Genomic DNA, 20,704 nt, shown 5'->3' with positions numbered 1-20,704 from the left:
GCAATGACGCTGGCGCGTCGGCGTGAAGTCGGGGCATGCCGGACGATCAGTCGTTGAGCAACGTACGCACGGCCGCCACAACGTCGTCGACGGTGCGCACGCTCTTGAACTCGTCGGGCTTGATGCGTTTGCCCGTCAGGCGCTGCAGTTGGATGGCAAGGTCTACGGCATCGATGCTGTCGAGGTCAAGCTCCTCGAACAGGTGCGCCTGCAAGGTCACCCGTTCGGGTTCGATCTCGAAGGTGTCGTGCAGGATGGTGCGCAAACGGGAAAGGATGTCTTCGTCGGACAAGGGCAACGTCAATGAACTCATCATTCGGTTTCCTTACTGGGTGCAGCCGCGCTCGCGCAGCAACTGGGCGAGGGTGGCAACACTGCGGAACTGGGCGCGCGCGGCGTCGTCGCCCGCTTCGATTTGCAGGCCGAAGCGCTTGCGCAGGGCGATGCCCAACTCGAGCGCATCGATGGAGTCCAGGCCGAGGCCATCGCCGAACAAGGGAATGTCGTCGGCGATGTCGTCCACCGCAATGTCTTCCAGTTCAAGGGACTGGACGATCAATTGCTTGATTTCAAGTTCTAGTGAAGCCATGTTGAGAAATCTGATCGATGAAAAAATGTTCGGCGAGCGCCGTCAGGCGTCTCGCCGCCAATGGGGCAAGCACGTCCTCGTTGGCGGGCGCGAAGCGAACCGGCGCGGCGGCCACGTGCTCGCTCAAGTCGTCTTCCAGCACACGAACGCGCAGGGTCGGCGTGGAGGGGGGGAGTGAGTGCCACCGGTGTTGTTTCGTATAGGCAGGCGGATCACAGTCGATCAGCACGGGCAGGATCGGGCAGTCATGTGCCAGCGCGATGTGCGCGAAACCCCGGGAGAACTTGCCGAGCTGGCCTCGCGACGGGCTGCGTGTGCCTTCGGGAAACACGATGAGGGGCACCTCGTCGGCCAGCGCCGCTTCGCTGGCACCGACGAGCGAGGGTCCGCCGTCGTTACGGAGATAGCCGGCCGCGCGTACGATGCCGGCGAACAGCGGGTTGCGCCAGTGCCGACTGGTGACGATGCAGCAGGCGCGCGGCATGAGTGAGAGCAACACCATGACGTCCATGTACGACGGGTGATTGGCGATCACGATGGCGCGGCCCAGGTGCCGCAGTTTCTCGGCATTCTGGATGTCGAAGCGGATGACGCCCAGGGCACGCGAAGCCGCGACGAGCGCGGCGAAGCCGTGATGCACGATAGCCATGGCGCAGCGGCGGCGGCGGCGCGTGGACATCGGAAGCAAAAGGAGTGCGGGGAATACGATCAGCGAAAAGAGGAGACCGCCGACGGCGAAGCACGACCATAGCCACAGCGACGCCGTGCGCCGCCGCAGGAGCTCCCACCGTAGTTGTGTACAAGAATCAGACATTGGCATGCCGTGCGTCCTCGTGCCATTCCCACTGCCAATCGTGGCGTTCGCCGCGCCAGAGGTCGCTGCCGCCCTCCAGCAGCGACGTGACCAGACTCTGACATTGCGCGCGGCGCTCCGCGTGCGCCTCGCGAGCGGTCGGCAGATGCATCGTGCAGGTCAGGCGCGCGGTGGCACCGGATTCGATCAGTAGCGCCAGAGCGCTCGCGCTGTCGTCGATCTGGCGCGACGTCGGGCCAAAGCAGGCCGGCGGTGCTTCGAAGGCGTAAATCACCAGCAGCGGCGCGTCGGGGGCCTCCCGATGTTGCGTCCATGCGTCGAGCAATGCGTAGCCAAGCGTATCGTCGAGCGCGGCGATGGCATTGATGGCCGAGCGGTCGTCGCGCGCAATGCTGAGCACGCCGGGGGTTGCATTGAGGACCGACAAGCTGAACGCGGTGGGCGAGGGCGGCTCGCCGCGAACCAGCGCGTCAAGCATTTGCGTGGTGCGCTGGATCTCGCCGTGCTGAGAGGCGTACACGACCCGGCACTTGGGCGGCAGCGGACCGCACGCCGTGGCGGCCGACAACGCCAGTCGGGCGAGCGGGCTCAGACGCCGGCGCAACATGGGATCGATGTCGCCGACCTCCGGCTTGCGGGCCGACGCTGCGTCATGTTGACGATAGGCCCACCGGCGCACAGGCAATGCCCAGTGGGCAACGGTGCGGGACGATCCAGCCGTCGCCGAGTGCGCGGGCACCGTGGGTAGCGGCGTCGATTCCCCAGCGGGAACGGCTTCCGAACTCCATAGGGCTGTGCGACGCATCGTTCGCGGGTCGATGTTGTCTGGCATGGCGTTTGAGTGAAAAAAAGCGATTGCCGCTTTGCTGAGCCACGCGCTGTTTCGCTAAATGCGTTGTCACGGCCGTCGCTCGATACGGCCGGATATGGCGGGAGATTCGATAATGAATCGGGTCGCCCTTCCATAGCCCCCCAAAAATGGTTGGCGAGCAATTATAGCCAAATGTAAGACACCGAAATATCTGTCAGGCGAAATTTGTGGCGTTTCCGCAGGAAATCAGGAAATGCCTAATGACAGTTTTGGGCGAACGTCTCGGGCGTCATCCAGAAACGGCGGGGCGCATCCCCTTGAGGCGACAAGCGTGAAGGGGTCGCACTATCGAGCGAGTGTGGCCTGGGCGGTGAAGGTGAAATCGCGACGGCCGGACAAGACCGTGGGCGACTGACCTGGCGTTACGGTGACTTCCGTCATGTCGACGGTGCCGTCACGATGGTAGCGAAGCAGGGTGGTGCATCGGGTCCCGTACGCGGGCGACGCAATGAATGCCGCCGATAGCGAGCGTTCCCACGCGCGTGAGACGCCCGTCTCCGGCAACGCGCTGTCGGGCGCTTCGCTGGCGTCGCGCATGATCCGCAGCAGGCTGGCGTCGTCGGCATGGTGTGTCAGTGCATGGGCGAAAGCCTCGCGACGGCTGACCAGCTTGGGCCAGGGCGTGTCGAGCACGGCGTTGGACAGACCGTGGACGCCGGGCGCGATGGCCTGAGCGAGTGGCATGGCGAAGGCGGCCGGTGCCGTGCCGCCGACGTGGTGGGCGCGATTTCCCAACCAGAACAGCTTGCCCGCCGGCAAGTCTCCCGCGAGAAGATTGAATCCTGTGTACTCGTGCGCGTGCCGTTCAATGCGCACCAGATCGTCGTCGAACGAAGTTGCATCGAGCATGGCCGAGACGAGCAGGCCACGCGATGGCGAGTCTTTCGGCGCCATTGGGGCGCGCCCGTCGCGAAAATTCGTCAGTGCGCTGAAGCGTCCCGCACGATTGACGCCCATCCACGTTCCACCGCCGCGTAGATCTCGGCCGGCAAGGACGTCCGGGCGATCGCGCCACCAGTGCAACGGTTCGGCGGGACGCTCGAAGAACTCATCGCGATTGGCGAGCAGGACCAGCGGCGTGGCGGCCTCGGGCTGCCAGGAGAAGACGATCAGGCACATGGTGGCTCGGCGTCGACAAAGCACTCGGCGTGACGCTCGCCGTCGATGCGCATCGTCAAGCCGGCCTCGGCGGCCAACGGCGTCAGCGCCGCGACGAACGCGTCGCTGACGCCGTCGTAGCGCTCCATCCACGTTGTGGTGCCGGCGGCGGTGTCGTGGGCGGAGGCGTCGGCGCGCCATTGCAGGCGCCCCGTGACGCCGAAGCGCGCTGCCGTCAGCGCGAAAAGTTGCGCGACGGCCAGACGAGCCGCGCCGGCGTTGTGCGATGAAACGCGGTAGTAGACGTAACAGTCCATTCTCGGGCGCCGCGGCGGCCGGGTCAGGACGCCGCCGCAGACGACGCGGGCGACTCCGTCGGGTCCACGATGTCGTACGGCAATTCGGCGAAGGTCAGCGCGGGGCCATCGGCGGCGCCAAGGCGCACATCGTCGGCTTCGCGCGCGGTGAGCTTCACTTCAACGAGCGCGTCGTAGCCGCCGTTCGGTGCCGGTGCCGCGTGCACGACCATGCCGCATGGCTGGTCCGGATCGCTTGTCTCGACGAGTTCCTGGCCCGGTGCGGGTTGCGTGGCATCGACGTGCGCCAGATGCAGACGCCGTTTGATGGTGCCGCGATACTGGCTGCGCGCGACAACCTCTTGGCCCGGATAGCAGCCCTTGCGGAAGTTCACGCCACCCACGACCTCCCAGTTCACCATCTGCGGAACGAACTGCTCCTGCGTCGCGCTCGTGACGCGCGCCACGCCGCTATGCACATCGAGCCATGCCGCGAGGGCTGGGGCAACGGCGACCACCCCGGGGGCTTGCGTCAGCGAGGCCCAGACCTCGGCGACACGCGCCACCGGCACGCTCCAGAGGAAGCGCGAGAGCGAGCGTGCCGTGCCGGCCGCCGGCAGTCGGATCAGGTGGGTCGCGTCGTCGCCGAGGGTTGCGTGGGCAACGGCCAGCGATTCGGTGGGCAGTGCGGCGAACGTGTTCGCGAGGACGGCCTCCGCCGCCGGGCCACCGACCTGCAGCAACACGTGCGTGGCAGCACCGTCGGTCAGCTTGACCTTGGCCCGCAGGACGAACATCGACAGTCGTTTCTGTACGGCAGCCTGCACCGTGGCGTCGCACGCCAGATAGATCGTGGCGTCGGCGGACGCATCGCGCCACATCAGGAAGGTGGCGAGCAGGCGCCCCTTTGCCGAGCAGTAGCCGGCCAGCCGCGCCTGTGCGGGCGCCAGGCGCTCGACGTCGTTGGTCAGTTGGCCGTGCAGAAAGCTCGCAGCATCGGCGCCGCTCAGGGCGATCAGGCCGGTGTCGCTCGCCAGCGCGACGAAGCTGCCGGTTTGCAAGGCGTCGAACTGGGCGGCGCGTGCGCTCGCGTTGGACAAAATATCGGGGGAATTCACGTCTGCCGCTTGCGGCAGGAGATCACGCCATTGGGAGGTCATAAACGAAGGTGGCTGTCAATCTGTGAGGGTTCGGCAAGTCAAAGTATTATATTGGGTCTTCCGCCAGAACGTGCGAGCTCGGTTCGACGCGCAAAACGCGCCGCTCGACGCCGTCGGCGCCACGCTGTCTGACCGAGTCCCCCGAACCCGCTGCCGTCGCTGGATGGCTTACCCTGCAATTCATGTCTTTCATCAAACGCCTGTTCGTACTGTTGATTGTCGCTGCGCTCGCGGCGGGCGGCGCATTCTATTATTGGGCGCAAGCCCCCTTGCAGTTGGGCAAGCCAACGCTCGACGTCACGATCAAACCCTACAGCTCGGTGCGCAGCGTGGCGACGCAATTGCGTACCGGCGGCGTGCCGGTACAACCGCTGTTGTTCAATCTGCTGGCTCGCGTCATGGACGTGGGGACCAAGCTCAAGTCGGGCAACTACGAGTTTGCGACCGGCATCACGCCATTCGAGGTGATGGAAAAGCTCGCGCGTGGTGACGTCAACCAGTATGTCGTGACCATCATCGAAGGCTGGACCTTCAAGAAGATGCGTGCCGAACTGGACGCGAACCCGGCGTTGCGGCACGACACGGCCGGGCTTCCCGACGCGGATCTCATGCAGCTCGTGGGCGCCGATCGTGCGGAAGCCGAGGGCATGTTCTTTCCCGACACCTACCTGTTTCCAAAAGGCACGAGCGACGTCGATATCTACAAGCGGGCCTATCGCCTGATGCAGAAGCGCCTGGACGAAGCGTGGGCCGCGCGTGCGCCGGGGTTGCCCTACACGACACCGTACGAGGCGCTTATCATGGCGTCGCTCATCGAGAAGGAAACCGGGCAGGCGGTGGAGCGCGGCCAGGTCGCGGCCGTGTTCGTCAATCGGCTGCGCAAGCGTATGTTGCTGCAGACCGATCCCACGGTGATCTACGGCATGGGGGATCTGTATACGGGGCGCCTGCGCAAGCGCGACTTGCAGACGGACACGCCCTACAACACCTACACCCGCGCCGGCCTGCCGCCGACGCCGATCGCGCTACCGGGCATGGCGTCGCTTGCGGCAGCGTTGAATCCCGCGTCGACCGACGCGCTGTACTTCGTGGCGCGCGGCGACGGCACGAGCCATTTCTCGGCGAACCTCCAGGAGCACAATCGCGCCGTGGACAAATTTCAGCGAGGTGAGCAATGACGCATTCCCCCGAGGCCACGGCCACTGTGCCGGGCAGGTTCGTCACGTTCGAAGGCATCGACGGCGCCGGCAAGAGCACGCACGTCAACGCCTTTGTCGACACGCTGCGTCAGGGCCTCGCCAGTGTGGGGCGCAGCGTCGTCGCCACGCGCGAGCCGGGGGGCACCCCCTTGGGCGAGGCGTTGCGCAAGCTCGTGCTCGATGAGCCGATGGATCTCGAAACCGAGGCGCTGCTGATGTTCGCCGGACGTCGCGAGCATCTGGCGAAGGTGATCGAACCGGCGCTCGCGCGCGGCGACTGGGTCGTCTCCGATCGCTTCACCGATGCGACGTTTGCCTATCAGGGCGGCGGGCGGGGGCTGTCACGCGACAAGCTGGCGATCCTCGAACAATGGGTGCAGGGCACGCGTCAACCCGATCTGACGATTCTGTTCGATCTCGATCCGGCGATTGCCGCCGCGCGGCTGGCGGGCGCCCGGGCGCCGGACAAGTTCGAGCGCGAATCGGCGGCGTTTTTCACACGGGTGCGAGATGAGTACCTGCGTCGTGCCAAGGCCGCGCCGGAGCGATTCGTCGTGATTGACGCCGCGCAAAGCATCGAGGCCATTGCCGGACAACTCGCGGGCGTATTCGCCCGTCTGGGCGTGCCCGGGCACGGGCCGCGCTGACGCGCGATAATCCGCTTGTTCGACCGACTCGCAGCGTCGGTATTTCGCGAATTCGCCATGGCGTAATTTCGCTGTCTCGCCCGACGCATTTATCGGCCAAGGAGCCCATATGCTGTATCCCTGGCAGTCACAGGACTGGACACGCCTGAACGACCTGCGCGCCCAGATGCCGCACGCGCTGCTGTTGCAGGCGGTGCCCGGCATTGGCGAGCTGGCGCTCGCCCGCACGTTCGCGCAGGCCCTGCTGTGCGAATCGCCGCGCGCCGACCACCTGCCATGCGGCACGTGTGGTGCGTGCCAGTGGTTCTCCAGCGGCAATCACCCGGATTTTCGTGCCGTCTGTCCTGAAATATTGGCCGATAGCCTGCCTGGTGCCGACGCCCGTGCCGACGCCGAGGGCGACAAGAAAACCAAGACACCGAGCAAGGAAATCAAGATCGAGCAGGTCCGCGAAGTGATCGACTTCGCGAGCCTGGGTTCGCACCGTCAGGGGCGACGCGTGGTGCTGCTCTATCCGGCGGAGGCGCTCAACGTGCATGCGGCGAATGCCCTGCTCAAAACGCTCGAAGAGCCGCCCGAGGGCGTGGTGTTCCTGCTGGTGACGACGCAGCCGGACCGTCTGCTGCCGACGATTCTGTCGCGTTGCCGCCGCATGGTGTTGACCCGGCCCGATCACGCGCAGGCAACGCAATGGTTGATGGGCGACGCGGGACTCGACGCCGCCACCGCCGCCGCGGTACTGGCCGAGACCGGCGGGGCGCCGCTTGCCGCCCGCGCACTCGCCGAGCCGGACGAGCGCGCCTGGCGCGACTGGCTGATCGGCCAGCTCGCGCAGGGCGCCGCGATCGACGGCTTTGCCTGTGCGGAACAACTGCACAAGGGCAATTTGCCGGGCATTCTGGAGACGCTGCAACGCTGGTGCTTCGATGTGCTCGCGCAGCGCATGACGGGCACCGTACGCTTCTTCCCGAGTCATGCCCAGGCGTTGCGCCGTTGCGGCGACGCGACGGACGACGTGCACCTGCTCGGCTTCCTGCGTGAGCTGGCGCAGCAGCGTCAGGTGCAAAATCACCCGCTCAATACCCGCGTGCTGCTCGAGGCCCTTTTCCTGCAATACCAACAGTTGTTCGGTGGGCCGGCGTCGCGTTGACGCAGGGCACCGGACACCGATCGCACATCATGTTCATCGATTCGCATTGTCATATCAATTTCCCGGAACTGGCCGAGCAGATGCCCGACTTGCTCGCGCGCATGCGTGAGAACAAGGTGAGCCACGCCCTGTGTGTCTCGGTCGACCTGCCGACGCTGCCGCAGGTGCTGGACATCGCAGCACAGCACGACAACGTGTATGCCTCGGTCGGTGTCCATCCCGATTACGAAGACACGCCCGAGCCGAGCGTCGACGACCTCGTGCGTCTGGCCGCCCACCCGAAAGTCGTGGCCATTGGTGAAACCGGGCTCGACTACTACCGGCTCGAAGGTCGCAGCATCGAGGACATGGCGTGGCAGCGCGAGCGCTTTCGCACGCATATTCGTGCCGCGCGCCTCACCGGCAAGCCGCTCATCATTCACACGCGCGCGGCCGCCGAGGATACGCTGCGCCTCATGCGCGAAGAGCAGGCGGGCGAGCCCGCCGGGGTGATGCACTGCTTCACCGAGAGCTGGGAGGTCGCACAAGGCGCGCTCGATCAGAACTTCTATATCTCGTTCTCCGGCATCGTCACGTTCAAGAGCGCCCGCGATTTGCAGGACGTGGCGCGGCGCGTGCCGCTCGAGCGCATGCTGATCGAGACCGATTCGCCGTACCTCGCGCCCGTGCCCTATCGCGGCAAGCTCAATCAGCCGGGCTACGTGCGGCATGTGGCCGAATTTATCGCCGATCTGCGCGGCGAGCCGCTGCAGAAGATCGCCGATGTCACGACGGAGAATTTCTTCCGCCTGTTTGCCACGGCAAAGCCCTGAACCGTAAGACCCGTACCCCTAATCGACCGAACTGCCTTTCCGTTATTCACCGGACTACCGACAGGAGCTCCCAATGCGCAAATTTTCGATGATCCGAGCCTGGATGTTGCTCAGCGTGCTTTGTCTGACGGCATGCGCCACGGCGGCCACTTCCAATAGCGCTCTGGTCAAGGCGGTCGTCTTCAACGACACAAAATCCATCGCCCAAGCGCTCAAGGCGGGGGTCGACCCGAATTCGACGGACGAAAAGGGCAACCCGCTGCTGGTGATCGCGATGCGCGAAAAGTCGGTGGACGTGGCGCGCCTGCTCATCGACGATAAGCGCACGGATCTCGATGCGACCAACGCGGCAGGCGAGAACGCGATGATGATCGCCTCGCTGCAAGGCCTCACGCCGATGGTCAAGCTGCTCATCGACAAGGATGCCGAAGTCAACAAGAAGGGTTGGGCGCCGCTGCATTACGCCGCGACCAACGGGCACGATGACATCGTGCAGATCCTGCTGGACGCGTCGGCTTACGTCGATGCCGAGTCGCCCAACGGCACCACGCCGCTCATGATGGCCGCTCGCGGGGGGCACATCACCACGTGCAAGGTGCTGCTCGATGGGGGCGCGGATGTCCGTCTCAAGAACCAGATCGGCATGACGGCCATCGACTTTGCCAAGCAAACCCACCAGAAGGAAATCGCGGACGGCCTGCAAAAACGTTTGGCACAGGTGCAGCAGTCGCGTCCGGCGGGCAAGTAAGACCGTCCGCCCGTCGCGACCTTATCGTGGCAGATCATGGCGGCGCGTCGTGCGGCTCGCCGCGCCCTCTGGCGACGTTCACCCGTCGACTGAGGCCGCGGCCGGTTGCGTACGCAGCAAGGCTGGTTTAGCGGCGGTCGTCGGCGGTCGCAGATCGGCGATGAACCGGTTGCGCCACGTCGACAGATTGTGCTCGCGCAGCGTCGCCATCATGCTGGCGTGGCGCGTCTGGCGCTCCGAAAGTGACATGTTCAGCGCCGTGCGCAACGCTTCGGCCATGCCGTCGATGTCATAGGGATTCACGATCAGCGCGCCGTCCAGTTCCTGAGCGGCGCCCGCGAAGCATGACAGCACCAGCACGCCGGGATCCGCCGGATCCTGCGACGCCACGTATTCCTTCGCCACGAGATTCATGCCGTCGCGCAGCGGCGTGACGTAACCCACCTGCGACGCCCGGAAGAACGACATCAGGACTTCGTGAGCGTAGCGTTTGTTGATATAGCGAAGCGGCGTCCAGGCCAGATCCGAGAAGCGCCCGTTGATATGCCCCGCCTCGGTTTCCAACTGTTGGCGAATTTCCCCATAGCCCGCCACGTCCGAGCGGCTGGGCGGTGCGACCTGAACGAAACTCACGGTTCCTTGCTGGTTCGGCCACAGTTCGAGCAGGCGCTCGAACGCGCGAAATCGTTCGAGCATCCCCTTCGAATAATCGAGGCGATCCACGCTCATGATGAGCTTGCGGTCCTGCAGCCCCTGTTTCAGATCGAGGATGTGCTTGACCGTCGCGCGCGCGGTCGCCTGCTGCGCAATCTCGTCGGGATACACGCCGATCGGGTAGACGCCCGTGCGCAGCGTGCGACCAAAGGCCGTGACGGTGCCGTCGTCGTGCAGGGTCGCACCGGCGTGGCGTACCAGATAGTCGGTAAACGCCGTGCGGTCGGTTTCGGTCTGGAAGCCGACGAGGTCGTACTCGCACATCGCGCGCACCAGCGCTTCGTGCGGCGGCACGGTCATGAGGACCTGTGGCGAGGGGAACGGAATGTGCAGAAAGAAGCCGAGTCGCTGCTGTACGCCGATCTGGCGACACGCCTGCGCGAACGGCAACAGGTGGTAGTCGTGCACCCAGATCAGGTCGTCGGGCTCAAGCAGCGGTGCGAGCAGCGCGGCAAAGCGCGCGTTGACGTGGCGGTAGCCGTTGTAGTCGTCGCGCTGGTAGCGCGTGAGGTCGTCGCGGTAATGGAAGGTCGGCCACAGGGTCGCGTTCGAAAAGCCACGATAGTAGGTGTTGTAGTCGCGGCGCGTGAGCGGCACGGTCGCGAACGTGACGTTGTTGCGGTGGGCGATCTCGGGCACCGTGGCCGGCTCGGCGTCGATTTCCCCATTCCAGCCGAACCACATGCCGCCGGTATCCTTGAGTGCTTCGTACACACCGATCGCCAGTCCGCCTGCGGTCGGTTTGCCCTCGGTGATGGGGGCGACCCGATTCGATACGATGACCAAGCGACTCATGCTCCGTTCTCCTTTGAGGGTGGGGGCGGGCTGGCGGGGGGCAATGTCAGCAGCCAGGCCGTGAGGGCCTCGGGCGACGGCAGACGGTGGCGGGCACACGTCTCGCCGTCGCCGATCTTGATCGTGATGCCGCCCAGCGCATTCACCTCGGCAAACCCGGCCTCGTCGGTCAGGTCGTCGCCCGCGAAGAGCGGCGTTCGACCGGCGAACGGCGCCTCTTGCAGCAAGGTGGTAATGGCGCGGCCCTTGCTGACGTGGCGCGCACGCAGCTCGAAGACCAGCTTGCCGGGTTGCAGCACGAAGCGCTCGGCATGCAGTTCGGCCAGGGCGCGCATGGTATCGCGCGCCACGCTTGCCAGTTCAGGGGCCCCACGGTAGTGCAGCGCCAGCGCGCTGCCCTTGTTCTCCAATAATAGGCCGGGGTGCTGGGCGACGAGCGCGTGCAGCGGCGCGATCATCGACGCAATTCGCTCCGCGTCGACGGCATAGCCCTCGGCGCGAACGCGTTCGCCGTCGGCATGGCGGATTTCCGCCCCGTGCAGGCCGGCGGCGGGCACGCGTAACGGGGCGAGCAGGCCGTCGATATCGTCGATGGCGCGCCCCGAGACGACGGCGATGGCGCCGCACGCGCGGTGGAACAGGCTGGCGAGAACATTGGCCGTGTCGAGCGGCAGTCTGACCGCGTCGGGACGCGGTGCGAGCGGGGCCAACGTGCCGTCGAGGTCGAAAAAGAAGGCGACCGTGGTGACATCGACGTGGCAAGTGTCGGCCGGTGTCGTGTCGCGTGTCGCGGGCGGGGAAGACGCTAGGGGTTGCATGGCACTCCGTCGCTATCGTGCCGCAGGTCGATAGGTCATCGCCGGGGCCGAGCGGCGGGCGCAGGGGAGGGCAGACGAGACGTGACGTGCGGCGGTTCGGTGGGCGGGAGCGCGGACATCCGCGCGGAAGACATCATCCTACCCCGTCAAAAACCGACAGGAAGTCGTCCGTTCAATGAAACGCTTGTCGGATGACGCCTACAAGGTTTGGAAAGTTAAATTGGTATTGAATATGAGAATCGTTTGCAATAACATTCCACAATTGCCGTAAAGTAGACGATCGGGGACGGCGGCACGGCATACCTGCCGCGCATGCGCCGATTCCGGCGCTCGAATGTGCGCCGGACGATAACGATGATGAAAAGACTCTGGTTTCAGTTGCATTGGGCTTTCGGCATTACCGCCGGGCTGGTGTTGGCCGTCGTCGGTCTGACCGGCGCGCTGCTTTCTTATGACGACGCCCTGACTCGGGCCTTCAGTCCGGGCGTGATGACCGTAGCGGTGCGCGACACGGCGCCGCTGCCGATTCCCGAGTTGCTCGCGCGCGTGCATGAGGCGGCGCCCGACCGGCGCGTTCTGCTCATGACGATGACGCGCGCGCCGCAAGACGCGGTCGGCGTGCGGCTGTCCGTGGGCGATGGGCCGCGCGGCGCGACGTATTTCGTCGATCCCTACACCGGGCAGATGCTTGGCCGGTCACAGGCCGATGCCGTCTTCCGGTTCATTATGGATATTCACCGTTTCCTCACGGTGGACGGAATCGGCAAGCAGATTACGGCGGCGGCCACCATGCTGCTGTTCGTGCTGGCGCTGAGCGGCCTGTATCTGCGTTGGCCGCGACGGGTGGGTCACTGGCGAGCCTGGTTACATATCGATCTCAAGAAGCGCGGTCGTCCATTCCTTTGGAACCTGCACGCCGTGATCGGCACGGTGGTGCTGGTGCCGTATCTGCTTTCCGCCACGACAGGCTTGTATTGGTCATACGACTGGTGGCGCGGCATGCTGTTTTCCATCGCGGGTGTGTCGCCGCCGGTGCGCAATAAGCCTGCTGCCCCGCCGACGCGGCGCGCGCACGGCGAAGGCAAGCCGGCGGCGCTGCCGGATCTGGCCGCGACGACGACATCCGAGATGACCACGGCGTGGCGCAGCTTCACCGGGCACGTGCCGGACTACACCAAGGTGTCCCTGCGTCCGGCGCAGAAATCCGGTGGTCCGCTGCAGGTGACGTGGCTCGACACGTCGGCGCCGCACGAGCGGGCGTTCAACCGTCTGGAGATCGATGCGGCGTCCGGCGCGATTCGCAACGAAGACCGGTACGCTCAGAAAACCACGGGCGGCCAATGGATGGCGAGCATCTACGCGCTGCATCGCGGCAGCTTCTTTGGACCCGCGGGCGTCGTTGTCATGATGCTCTCGAGCCTGATGATGCCGGTGTTTTTCGTCACGGGCTGGATGCTGTATCTGGACCGGCGCAGGAAGCAACGCGCGCTGGCGGCATCGCGCCCGGTCGTGGCGAGGTCTGGCTCGCCGGTCGCTGCGGGGGGGACGTTCGCGGACGATGGGGTGTTGATCGGCTACGCCAGTCAGAGTGGCGTGGCGGAAGACCTTGCGTGGCAGACGGCCGGCATGCTCGAAGGCGCGGGCGTCCGGGCCCAGATCCAGCCGCTGGCGCGCATCGGTCAGGCGCAACTCGGCTCGGCCAGGCGGGCGCTGTTCATCGTCAGCACGTTCGGCGATGGCGAGCCGCCCGACAGCGCGCGCCGCTTTGCACAGCAATTGATGAATCGGGCGATGGCCTTGCCGACGTTGCGCTTCGCGATGCTCTCGTTGGGGGACAGTCATTACGACCGATTCTGCGGATTCGGCCGCAAACTCGATGGTTGGCTGCGTGCGCAGGGCGGCGTGGCGGCATTCGAGCCCATCGAAGTCGACCGTGGCGATCCGGGCGCGTGGGTGCGCTGGCAAGACCGGCTTGGCGAGTGGTTCGGCCATCCGCTGGCGGCGTCGAAGCCACACGACGGCCCCCGCTTTCAGCCGTGGACGTTGGTCGAGCGCGACCTGCTCAATCCCGGCAGCGCTGGTTTGCCGGCCTTTCACCTGGCGTTCACCCCGCCGTCGGGCGTGCAATGGATGGCGGGCGATCGGGTCGACGTGCGGCCGCGCCACTCGGTCGCACGCGTGGACACTTTCCTCTCGAGGAGTGTCTGGGCACGCGACGTGCGGGTGAGTGTCGCTGGGCGCGAGACGACGCTGGGCGACGCGTTGCGCGAACGCCTGTTGCCCGACACCGCTCCGCCGGCAGGCATCGATCTGCACGATTGGCTGGCGCGTCTGGCGCCGTTGCCCGTGCGCGAGTATTCGATTGCATCGACCTGCGACGAGGGGCGACTGATGTTGCTCGTGCGCCAGGTTCGCCATCCCGATGGCTCGCTGGGCCTGGGTTCCGGCTGGCTCACCGAGGGCGTGGCGTTGGGCGAGTCTGTGTCGATGCGGGTGCGTCCGAATCCCGGCTTTCACGGCCCGGCGGCGGGGCGCGGCATGATCCTGATCGGTAACGGCACGGGATTGGCCGGACTGCGAGCGCACCTTGCCGAACGTATCGCTAACGGACAGCGGCGCAACTGGCTGATTTTCGGTGAGCGTCACGCGGCGCACGATGATTTCCACGACGCGACGTTGTGTGCATGGCACGCGCAGGGCGGCATTGCCTGCCTCGACCGCGTGTATTCGCGTGACCAGGCGCAACGCCGCTACGTCCAGGATCGGGTGCGCGAAGCCGCACAGGACATTGCGGCCTGGGTGGCGCGCGGCGCGTCGATTTATGTGTGCGGCAGCCTCTCCGGCATGGCGCCCGCAGTGGATGCCGCGCTGGCCGACGCCATCGGAACGGACGTCCTGCTCGACCTGTCGGCGCAGGGACGCTATCGCCGCGACGTGTATTAGACGTGCCGAGGCGGTGTGCTAACGTAGTGACAGGGCCCGGTCTCGATCGGGCCCCTCGTCCGTTGGTTTCGCGTGGACTTGCCCATCGTCCATCACCGTAGGAGGGGCCATGACGGCAACGTGGCAGATCGTAGTGCATGGGCTGGTGCAGGGCGTCGGCTATCGCGCCGCGTGCGTGGACGAGGCGCGCCGGATCGGACTCCGCGGTTGGGTACGCAACCGGCGCGACGGTACGGTCGAGGCCATCGCGCAGGGGGAGCCCGATCAGCTACTCGCGTTGTGCGAATGGATGCGCGAGGGGCCGCAGCACGCGCAGGTCTCGTCGTGCGAAGTCGACAAGGCCTGGGTTGCGGATTCGCCGATCAAAGGCTTCGAGCAGCGCGCGAGCATTTGATCGGCGGTGGCGATCCTCAAGCCGCGAGCGCCAGTCTGCCCTGGGGCGTGTCGAGCGTCGCGACGGTCTCGTTGAGCGCGGGGGGCCGCGCGGCTTCGTGAGCCGACAGTCGGAACAGCGCGACCGACTCGCGCAGGCGCATGGCCTGCGTTTCCAGCGCGGCAGCCGCGGCGGAAGCCTCTTCCACGAGCGCGGCGTTCTGCTGCGTCATCTCGTCCATTTGCGTCACGGCCCGGTTGACTTGTTCGATCCCGCTCGACTGCTCCACACCGGCCGCCGAGATTTCGCCCATGATGTCGGTCACGCGTTTGACCGACTGCACGACATCCACCATCGTCGCGCCCGCGCGCTCGACCAGGCGGGTGCCCGTCTCGACGCGGTTACCCGACGCCTCGATCAAGCCCTTGATTTCCTTGGCCGCCGACGCGCTGCGCTGCGCCAACGTGCGGACCTCGCCTGCCACCACGGCAAAGCCGCGGCCCTGCTCGCCAGCGCGGGCGGCTTCGACCGCTGCGTTGAGCGCCAGGATGTTCGTCTGAAAGGCGATGCCGTCGATGACCGTCAGGATATCGGTGACTTTTTGCGACGCCGCGGCGATGTCGCGCATCGTCGTCACGACCTCCTGCACCACGTCGCCACCGCGCGACGCGGTCTCCGACGCGGTGACGGCGAGTTGGCTGGCGGCTCGGGCGTTTTCGGCATTTTGTTTGACCACGGCGGTCAGCTCTTCCATGCTCGCCGCTGTTTGCTCCAGCGACGACGCTTGCGCTTCCGTACGCTGCGAGAGGTTGGCGTTGCCTTCGGCAATCTCGTGAGCGTTCGCGTGAATGGCTTCCGTACTCTCGCGCACCGTGCCGACCGTGCTGGCGAGACCGTCGCGCATCCGGCCGAGGGCACCGAACAGTTGACCCATCTCGTTACGCGTGTGTTGCTCGACGCGCTGGCTCAGATCGCCGGCGGCCATCCGCTCGAAATGCGAGATGGCGTCGCGAATCGGACGCAGCACGGCGCGCGCGAGCATGGCGCGGCCCCACAGCGCGAGGAGCAGCGCAACGGCCAGGGTTGCCCCCAGGGTGATGCGCATGACGTTGTAGCGGTGCTGGGCCACGTCGAATCGGGCCTTTTGCCGCGCGATCTGGATCTCCTGCAACTCGCGCATGGCCGCGTCGAGCGCCGCATAGGCCGGCGGGGCGACGCGCGCCTGAATCTGATGGAACCCAGCGACATCGCCTTGTTTCAGGGCGTTGAGCGCAGGCGTGACGACCTGATCGAAAAAGGCGCGGCGCTTGGCGTCGGTTGACTTCGCCAACTCCGCTTCGTGCGCATCTTCTTTGGGACGTTTCAGATAATCGCTCCACAGAGCGTCCGACGCCGCGATGTATTGGCTGCCTCGTTTGAGGACTTTCGCCGACTCGTCCGGGTCGGCGCCCAGGCTGACGTATGAGGCATAGGCCGCCATCGCCAGGCGGTTGCGCAGCATCTGCTCTGCAGTTCCCTTGACCTCGGCCAGGGCCGGCGTGTCTTGCGTGGCCATCTCGCTCAGGGAGGCATTGCTGGACCCTAGCGCCTGGAGGCCCAGGACGCTAACGAGGACGAGTAGTGCGCCAAGCAAACCGAGGACCAGTGTCAGACTGGTCCGAATCGTAATGTTCTTATACATAGGGATCGATAGTTTGAATGCTTGGGCCGCAGAGTCAGCGCGCGCGGCCTCCCTGCCCGTCGGTGTCTCCAGAACGGGTCATAGGGATTATCGGCAGATGAGAGGCAGAACTTGAACCGTTCGGCTCGGGCGATTCCGAAAGTGCGGCGTCCACAAGAGAAGATCGGAATTTGCGCAGTCGCAAACGACTTGCAAAAGGCCAGACTTGAAGACTCTTACGGTTTCTTCAGTACGCCAAAACGCGCGAATCGTGATGCGGCGTCAACGACGCGATGAATCTCGACAAATTCAAATTCCCGCGCGGCGGCCGCGATGTCGGCGGGTTTTCCTCCGACGGGGCACACGTGGTAACGTCAAGCGGGCCGGAGGGGTGGGGTAGTGATGCCCCATGGGCTGCCAGTACCTTTCGACTCGCATTGGTGCACGAATTGCGTGCTCCGTTGCAGGTGCTGCAAGGGCATCTGGATGCGCTTTGGGGCGAGGGCGGCCGCCTGGAGGATAGGCGTGACCTGGGTGACCCGCCTGTCGATGCGGGCGCGATGGCGCCAAGGGAACGACTTGGCGCCATGCGCAATATGCTCGACGTCGTTGCGAGCGCGGTGGACGACGTGCTGCACCTGGGGCAGGACGAGGTCACGGAACTCCCGCTTCGCGAGGCCGCTTTCGAGGTGCGCGCGTGCCTCGACGCGGAGGTCGACGGGTTTGCTGGGGCGGCGCACACCAAAGGGCTCGTGCTCGAATGCCATATTCCCACCGAGGTGCCCGTCATGATTCAGGGAGACGCAGCCCGATTGCGCCAGATCCTGCGAACGCTGCTCGACAATGCGCTGAAATACACCGTTTGTGGCGGTGTGGCGGTCAAGGCATCGTGGCGCGCCGCTGCGGCGCACGACGCTGCCTTGACCGGGAAGCGGCGCGACGCCGGTACGGGACAACTGACGATTCACGTTTGCGACACCGGGCCCGGCATTCCGGCGGGCATGGAAAACGCCGTCTTCGCGGCATTTGCCCGTGCCGACCGCTCGGTGCCCGGCTCCGGGCTGGGATTGTGGATCGCCCAGCAATGGGCGCGGCGCATGGGGGGCGCGCTCAGCGTTGAGCCGTCGACGACCGGCGCCCGCTTTCGCTTGTCGGTACCCTTCGCCACACCCGATGCCGTGCCTTCCTCCGGCGTAGCTCGCGCTGAGGCGTGCGAGTCGCCCGCGTCGCCAGCGACGCCAATGGCTTCGCCGCCCGCATCGGCGCCGGCGGTGCCTGTCGCACACGTTGACGTGCGTCCCGGGTTGCGGGCGCTGGTGGTGGACGACCACGTCATGAATCGCAGGATCCTCGGCGACCAGTTGTCGTCGCTCGGTTGCGTCGTCGCGCGTGCGGGTGAACTGAGCGACGCGTTGCTCCAATGGACGGCGCAAGAGGTCGATGTCGTGCTCACCGATGTGCAGCTCGGCGGTGCATGCGGCCTGACGCTGGCGAAGACGCTTCGCACATTGGCCCCGGTGCTCGGTCGCGCATCGCCCGTGGTGTTCGCGGTGACGGGGTCGGTCGTCGGCGCGCGGGCAGCACGAGACGCCGGTATCGACGGCGTGTTGACGAAGCCGGTATCGCGCCAACGGCTGGCGCAGATGCTGGCGGTGCGGTGGCCTTGCGAGGCGAGCGAGGTGAACGAGGTGAGCGAATGCGTTGCGCCGCTGAATGCGGGTGAGCGCCCGAAGGCATCGCGGCCGCCGCTGCATGACGATCCGTACGCACGTCGCTTGATGCGCGAGGAAATGGCGAAGGATCTTGCGCGCTTTCGCCGCCTGATCGCCTCACGGCGCGCGGAGGACATCGACGCGGCGCAGGCACTGCTGCATCGCATGCGCGGGGCGTGCCGCATGTTCGGCGATCCGGCGTTGACGGCGCGATGCGATCGGCTGGCCGAGAAGCTCACGGACTGCCGAATCGCGCTGGACAATCAGACGTAGCGGTAGACGGCGAGAAAGTGACAGGCCGTACCGCCGATGGCGAATAGATGCCAGACCAGATGGCCGAACTTGATATGGCCGTCGAGCGAGTAGAAAAGGGCGCCGACGGTGTAGGCAACGCCGCCGGCGTACAGCCAGTCTGCGCCAGGACCGGGGATGGCGGCGAGCACCGGACCGGCGACCAGCACGGCGATCCAGCCTAGCCCAACGTAGAGCAGGGTAGAGACGAGCGGCCGGTCGAGCAGGCCGAGTCCCTTGGCGACCAGCCCGGCAATGGCCATGGCCCATACGCCGGTCAGCAGCGGCCAGCCCCACGGGTCGTGAAGGATCTTGACGGTAAAGGGGGTGTACGTCCCGGCAATGAAGAGAAAGATGGCGCAATGATCGACACGCATGAACAGCCGTTTCGCACGGCCATCGGGCAAGCCGTGATACAGCGCGGACGCCAGATAGACGATCACCATGGTGATGGCGAACACGCCGATGCCGATCTGCTCTCCCGTGCTTGGCAACGGCGGGCGGACCGCCGTGAACAGGGCGGGCGTGGCGGCGAGGGCGGCCATGCAGGCAATGCCGTGACTCGCGCTATTGGCGAGTTCTTCGCCGCGCGTCTGTGCGCGTCCGGTCGCTTTCATGCCGCCTTCTCCTGTGTGGATCTCGCGATCACGACGGATGTGCGTCGCGCCATTTGCGAACCGCTTCCATCGTGTTGGTGACGTGTTTATCCGGATCGAGGCTCACATAGCTGTAGATCACCTTGCCGTCGGGGGCAATGACATACGAGACGCGATTGGCATAGTCGGGTTTGAGCGAAAGCACGGCGTCGTAGGCCCGCATGATGCGCTGATCCGTGTCGGCCGCCACGGCAAACTTGCTGCGGCACTCGGACACGGAGAACTTGTTGAGCGTTTCGATGTTGTCGTGCGAAACGCCGATGACCGTGGCGCCCATCGCCTTGAACTTGTCGGTGGCCTCCGCGAAGTCGTGCGCTTCGATCGTGCATCCTTCGGTGAACGCGGCCGGATAGAAGTACAACACGACGGGGCCCTTCTTCAGGGCGTCGGCCAGCGAGAACGTGAAGACCTTGCCGCCGAGCGACGCTTGGGCAGAGAAAACAGGGGCGGGGGTGCCGTTCTTCAGGGCGGCGTGCGCGGGAATGAAGCACCAGGCCGTCACCCCGACAATGGCGGCTGCGGCAGCGATTCCGAACCAACGTTTCATGCAGGACTCCTGGAGTGAATGCTTAAGCATAGAGGCTCGCGACGGCGGTGTCCAACGGGGAGGATATCCCTCCATGCCGCAGCCATCGGGGCAGGGCAGTCGGCAGTCTACTGCGGGAATCGTGACACGATTCGGTCACCGTCGTGTCATGAAGCGTGCGAGGTCGCGTCGGCAGGCTCGCCGCGATCGCGGCCGCCTTGCCTGAGCGTCGCCTACGGCGCGTTACCGCTTCTTGGCGCTCCCCACCGTTCCTCACCGCTCGTTACCGTTGCCGATCGGCAGAACCGTCGTCGACTTGATCTGCGAGAGCGCGATCATCGAGTTGACCTCCTGGACCATTGGCAATTGCGAAAGACGTTCGAAGAAGAATCGCTCATAAGCCTCGACATCGCGTGTGACGATGCGCAGCAAAAAGTCGACATTGCCCATGAGCACGTGGCATTCGAGCACTTCCGGAAAATCCTGAATGGCCTTCGAGAACTCGGGCAGCGCGTTGCGATTGTGGCCGGCCAGTTTTACGTGAGCGAACAGCATCACGTTCAATCCGACCTTCTTGCGATCGACGAGCGCAACGCGTCGTTCGATGACGCCTTCGGCATCGAGTCGGTCGATGCGACGCCAGCACTGCGATTGCGACAGTCCGATGCGCTCGCCGATTTGTGCGGCCGAGAGCGAAGCGTCTTCTTGAAGCAGTGCGAGAATTTTCTCGTCGAATTCGTCAATTTGCATGATTAATTCTCAATGGCCTGAATATTTGAATGAATCATGTGAAATCAATGGCGTTTTGTCAACGATACGCGAAGCATTTGCT

The 20,704-nt window shown here is 65.4% G+C and carries 21 protein-coding genes; 8 read left to right on the top strand and 13 right to left on the bottom strand.

Features of this window, described 5'->3' with window-relative positions; translation table 11 throughout:
* Nucleotides 1–46 precede the first annotated feature (46 nt).
* The 7 genes from BGP02_RS12865 to ygfZ all read right to left on the bottom strand — a co-directional run bounded on the left by BGP02_RS12865 (nt 47) and on the right by ygfZ (nt 4,828).
* Complete coding sequence (locus BGP02_RS12865; RefSeq protein ID WP_026132055.1) at nt 47–292, bottom strand: acyl carrier protein; 246 nt, start codon at nt 290–292, stop codon at nt 47–49.
* Between the two features lie 33 nt (nt 293–325).
* The gene (locus tag BGP02_RS12860; protein ID WP_026132056.1) at nt 326–589 is read right to left on the bottom strand and encodes a phosphopantetheine-binding protein; all 264 of its coding nucleotides are present in this window, start codon (nt 587–589) and stop codon (nt 326–328) included.
* Nucleotides 570–1,238, bottom strand: coding sequence for a lysophospholipid acyltransferase family protein (locus tag BGP02_RS12855; RefSeq protein WP_017234539.1), 669 nt, complete (start codon nt 1,236–1,238; stop codon nt 570–572). The genes BGP02_RS12860 and BGP02_RS12855 overlap by 20 nt, the downstream gene beginning before the upstream one ends.
* Before the next feature lie 157 nt (nt 1,239–1,395).
* Entirely contained in the window at nt 1,396–2,208 is an 813-nt protein-coding gene (locus BGP02_RS12850) for a beta-ketoacyl synthase chain length factor (protein WP_157211500.1), read from the bottom strand.
* Between the two features lie 351 nt (nt 2,209–2,559).
* Nucleotides 2,560–3,393 (bottom strand): NRDE family protein, encoded by an 834-nt coding sequence (locus BGP02_RS12845; RefSeq protein ID WP_017234541.1) that lies wholly within the window; start codon nt 3,391–3,393, stop codon nt 2,560–2,562.
* Nucleotides 3,384–3,689: a DUF4936 family protein gene (locus BGP02_RS12840; RefSeq protein ID WP_017234542.1), complete on the bottom strand. Its 306-nt coding sequence runs from the start codon at nt 3,687–3,689 to the stop codon at nt 3,384–3,386. The genes BGP02_RS12845 and BGP02_RS12840 overlap by 10 nt, the downstream gene beginning before the upstream one ends.
* 23 nt (nt 3,690–3,712) lie before the next feature.
* Entirely contained in the window at nt 3,713–4,828 is a 1,116-nt protein-coding gene (gene ygfZ / locus BGP02_RS12835; RefSeq protein ID WP_017234543.1) for a CAF17-like 4Fe-4S cluster assembly/insertion protein YgfZ, read from the bottom strand.
* A gap of 182 nt (nt 4,829–5,010) precedes the next feature.
* Here ygfZ and mltG point away from each other — a divergent pair, with 182 nt between their 5' ends.
* The 5 genes from mltG (at nt 5,011) to BGP02_RS12810 (ending at nt 9,384) form a co-directional block, all read left to right on the top strand.
* The gene (mltG, locus tag BGP02_RS12830; protein WP_130026127.1) at nt 5,011–6,006 is read left to right on the top strand and encodes an endolytic transglycosylase MltG; all 996 of its coding nucleotides are present in this window, start codon (nt 5,011–5,013) and stop codon (nt 6,004–6,006) included.
* Nucleotides 6,003–6,674, top strand: coding sequence for a dTMP kinase (gene tmk / locus BGP02_RS12825; RefSeq protein ID WP_150562955.1), 672 nt, complete (start codon nt 6,003–6,005; stop codon nt 6,672–6,674). Before mltG ends, tmk begins: the two co-directional genes overlap by 4 nt.
* Nucleotides 6,675–6,783: 109 nt before the next feature.
* Nucleotides 6,784–7,824, top strand: coding sequence for a DNA polymerase III subunit delta' (gene holB / locus BGP02_RS12820; protein ID WP_017234546.1), 1,041 nt, complete (start codon nt 6,784–6,786; stop codon nt 7,822–7,824).
* Between the two features lie 29 nt (nt 7,825–7,853).
* Nucleotides 7,854–8,636, top strand: a complete 783-nt coding sequence (locus tag BGP02_RS12815) for a TatD family hydrolase (protein WP_261938493.1) — start codon at nt 7,854–7,856, stop codon at nt 8,634–8,636.
* Between the two features lie 73 nt (nt 8,637–8,709).
* The gene (locus BGP02_RS12810) at nt 8,710–9,384 is read left to right on the top strand and encodes an ankyrin repeat domain-containing protein (protein WP_017234548.1); all 675 of its coding nucleotides are present in this window, start codon (nt 8,710–8,712) and stop codon (nt 9,382–9,384) included.
* A 78-nt stretch (nt 9,385–9,462) separates the two neighbouring features.
* On the opposite strand, the gene otsA is transcribed toward BGP02_RS12810, so the two are convergent.
* Nucleotides 9,463–10,893 carry an alpha,alpha-trehalose-phosphate synthase (UDP-forming) gene (otsA, locus tag BGP02_RS12805; RefSeq protein ID WP_261938494.1) on the bottom strand — a complete coding sequence of 477 codons (1,431 nt, stop codon included), beginning with the start codon at nt 10,891–10,893 and terminating at the stop codon, nt 9,463–9,465.
* Nucleotides 10,890–11,711, bottom strand: a complete 822-nt coding sequence (gene otsB / locus BGP02_RS12800) for a trehalose-phosphatase (protein ID WP_150562957.1) — start codon at nt 11,709–11,711, stop codon at nt 10,890–10,892. The genes otsA and otsB overlap by 4 nt, the downstream gene beginning before the upstream one ends.
* A 354-nt stretch (nt 11,712–12,065) precedes the next feature.
* Here otsB and BGP02_RS12795 point away from each other — a divergent pair, with 354 nt between their 5' ends.
* Both BGP02_RS12795 and BGP02_RS12790 read left to right on the top strand, forming a co-directional pair.
* Nucleotides 12,066–14,654 (top strand): PepSY domain-containing protein, encoded by a 2,589-nt coding sequence (locus BGP02_RS12795; RefSeq protein WP_286798649.1) that lies wholly within the window; start codon nt 12,066–12,068, stop codon nt 14,652–14,654.
* A 109-nt stretch (nt 14,655–14,763) separates the two neighbouring features.
* A complete protein-coding gene (locus BGP02_RS12790; protein WP_017234551.1) occupies nt 14,764–15,048 on the top strand; it encodes an acylphosphatase in 285 nt (94 codons plus the stop codon).
* Nucleotides 15,049–15,064: 16 nt separating this feature from the next.
* Here BGP02_RS12790 and BGP02_RS12785 read toward each other — a convergent pair whose 3' ends face one another.
* Nucleotides 15,065–16,708, bottom strand: a complete 1,644-nt coding sequence (locus BGP02_RS12785) for a methyl-accepting chemotaxis protein (RefSeq protein WP_026132061.1) — start codon at nt 16,706–16,708, stop codon at nt 15,065–15,067.
* Between the two features lie 428 nt (nt 16,709–17,136).
* On the opposite strand from BGP02_RS12785, the gene BGP02_RS12780 reads away from it, so the two are divergent.
* Nucleotides 17,137–18,672: a sensor histidine kinase gene (locus BGP02_RS12780; RefSeq protein WP_286798648.1), complete on the top strand. Its 1,536-nt coding sequence runs from the start codon at nt 17,137–17,139 to the stop codon at nt 18,670–18,672.
* On the opposite strand, the gene trhA is transcribed toward BGP02_RS12780, so the two are convergent.
* The 3 genes from trhA to BGP02_RS12765 form a co-directional block, all read right to left on the bottom strand.
* Nucleotides 18,663–19,307, bottom strand: a complete 645-nt coding sequence (gene trhA / locus BGP02_RS12775) for a PAQR family membrane homeostasis protein TrhA (RefSeq protein ID WP_130026117.1) — start codon at nt 19,305–19,307, stop codon at nt 18,663–18,665. The genes BGP02_RS12780 and trhA overlap by 10 nt on opposite strands.
* A 28-nt stretch (nt 19,308–19,335) precedes the next feature.
* Complete coding sequence (locus tag BGP02_RS12770; protein WP_017234555.1) at nt 19,336–19,893, bottom strand: peroxiredoxin; 558 nt, start codon at nt 19,891–19,893, stop codon at nt 19,336–19,338.
* A gap of 252 nt (nt 19,894–20,145) precedes the next feature.
* On the bottom strand, nt 20,146–20,622 hold the full coding sequence (locus BGP02_RS12765) for an Lrp/AsnC family transcriptional regulator (RefSeq protein WP_017234556.1): 477 nt from the start codon (nt 20,620–20,622) through the stop codon (nt 20,146–20,148).
* Between the last annotated feature and the right edge of the window lie 82 nt (nt 20,623–20,704).

The organism is Pandoraea sp. 64-18, from assembly GCF_001899225.1.
Lineage (GTDB): Bacteria > Pseudomonadota > Gammaproteobacteria > Burkholderiales > Burkholderiaceae > Pandoraea > Pandoraea cepalis.
This window is presented reverse-complemented; position numbering and strand designations above follow the sequence as displayed.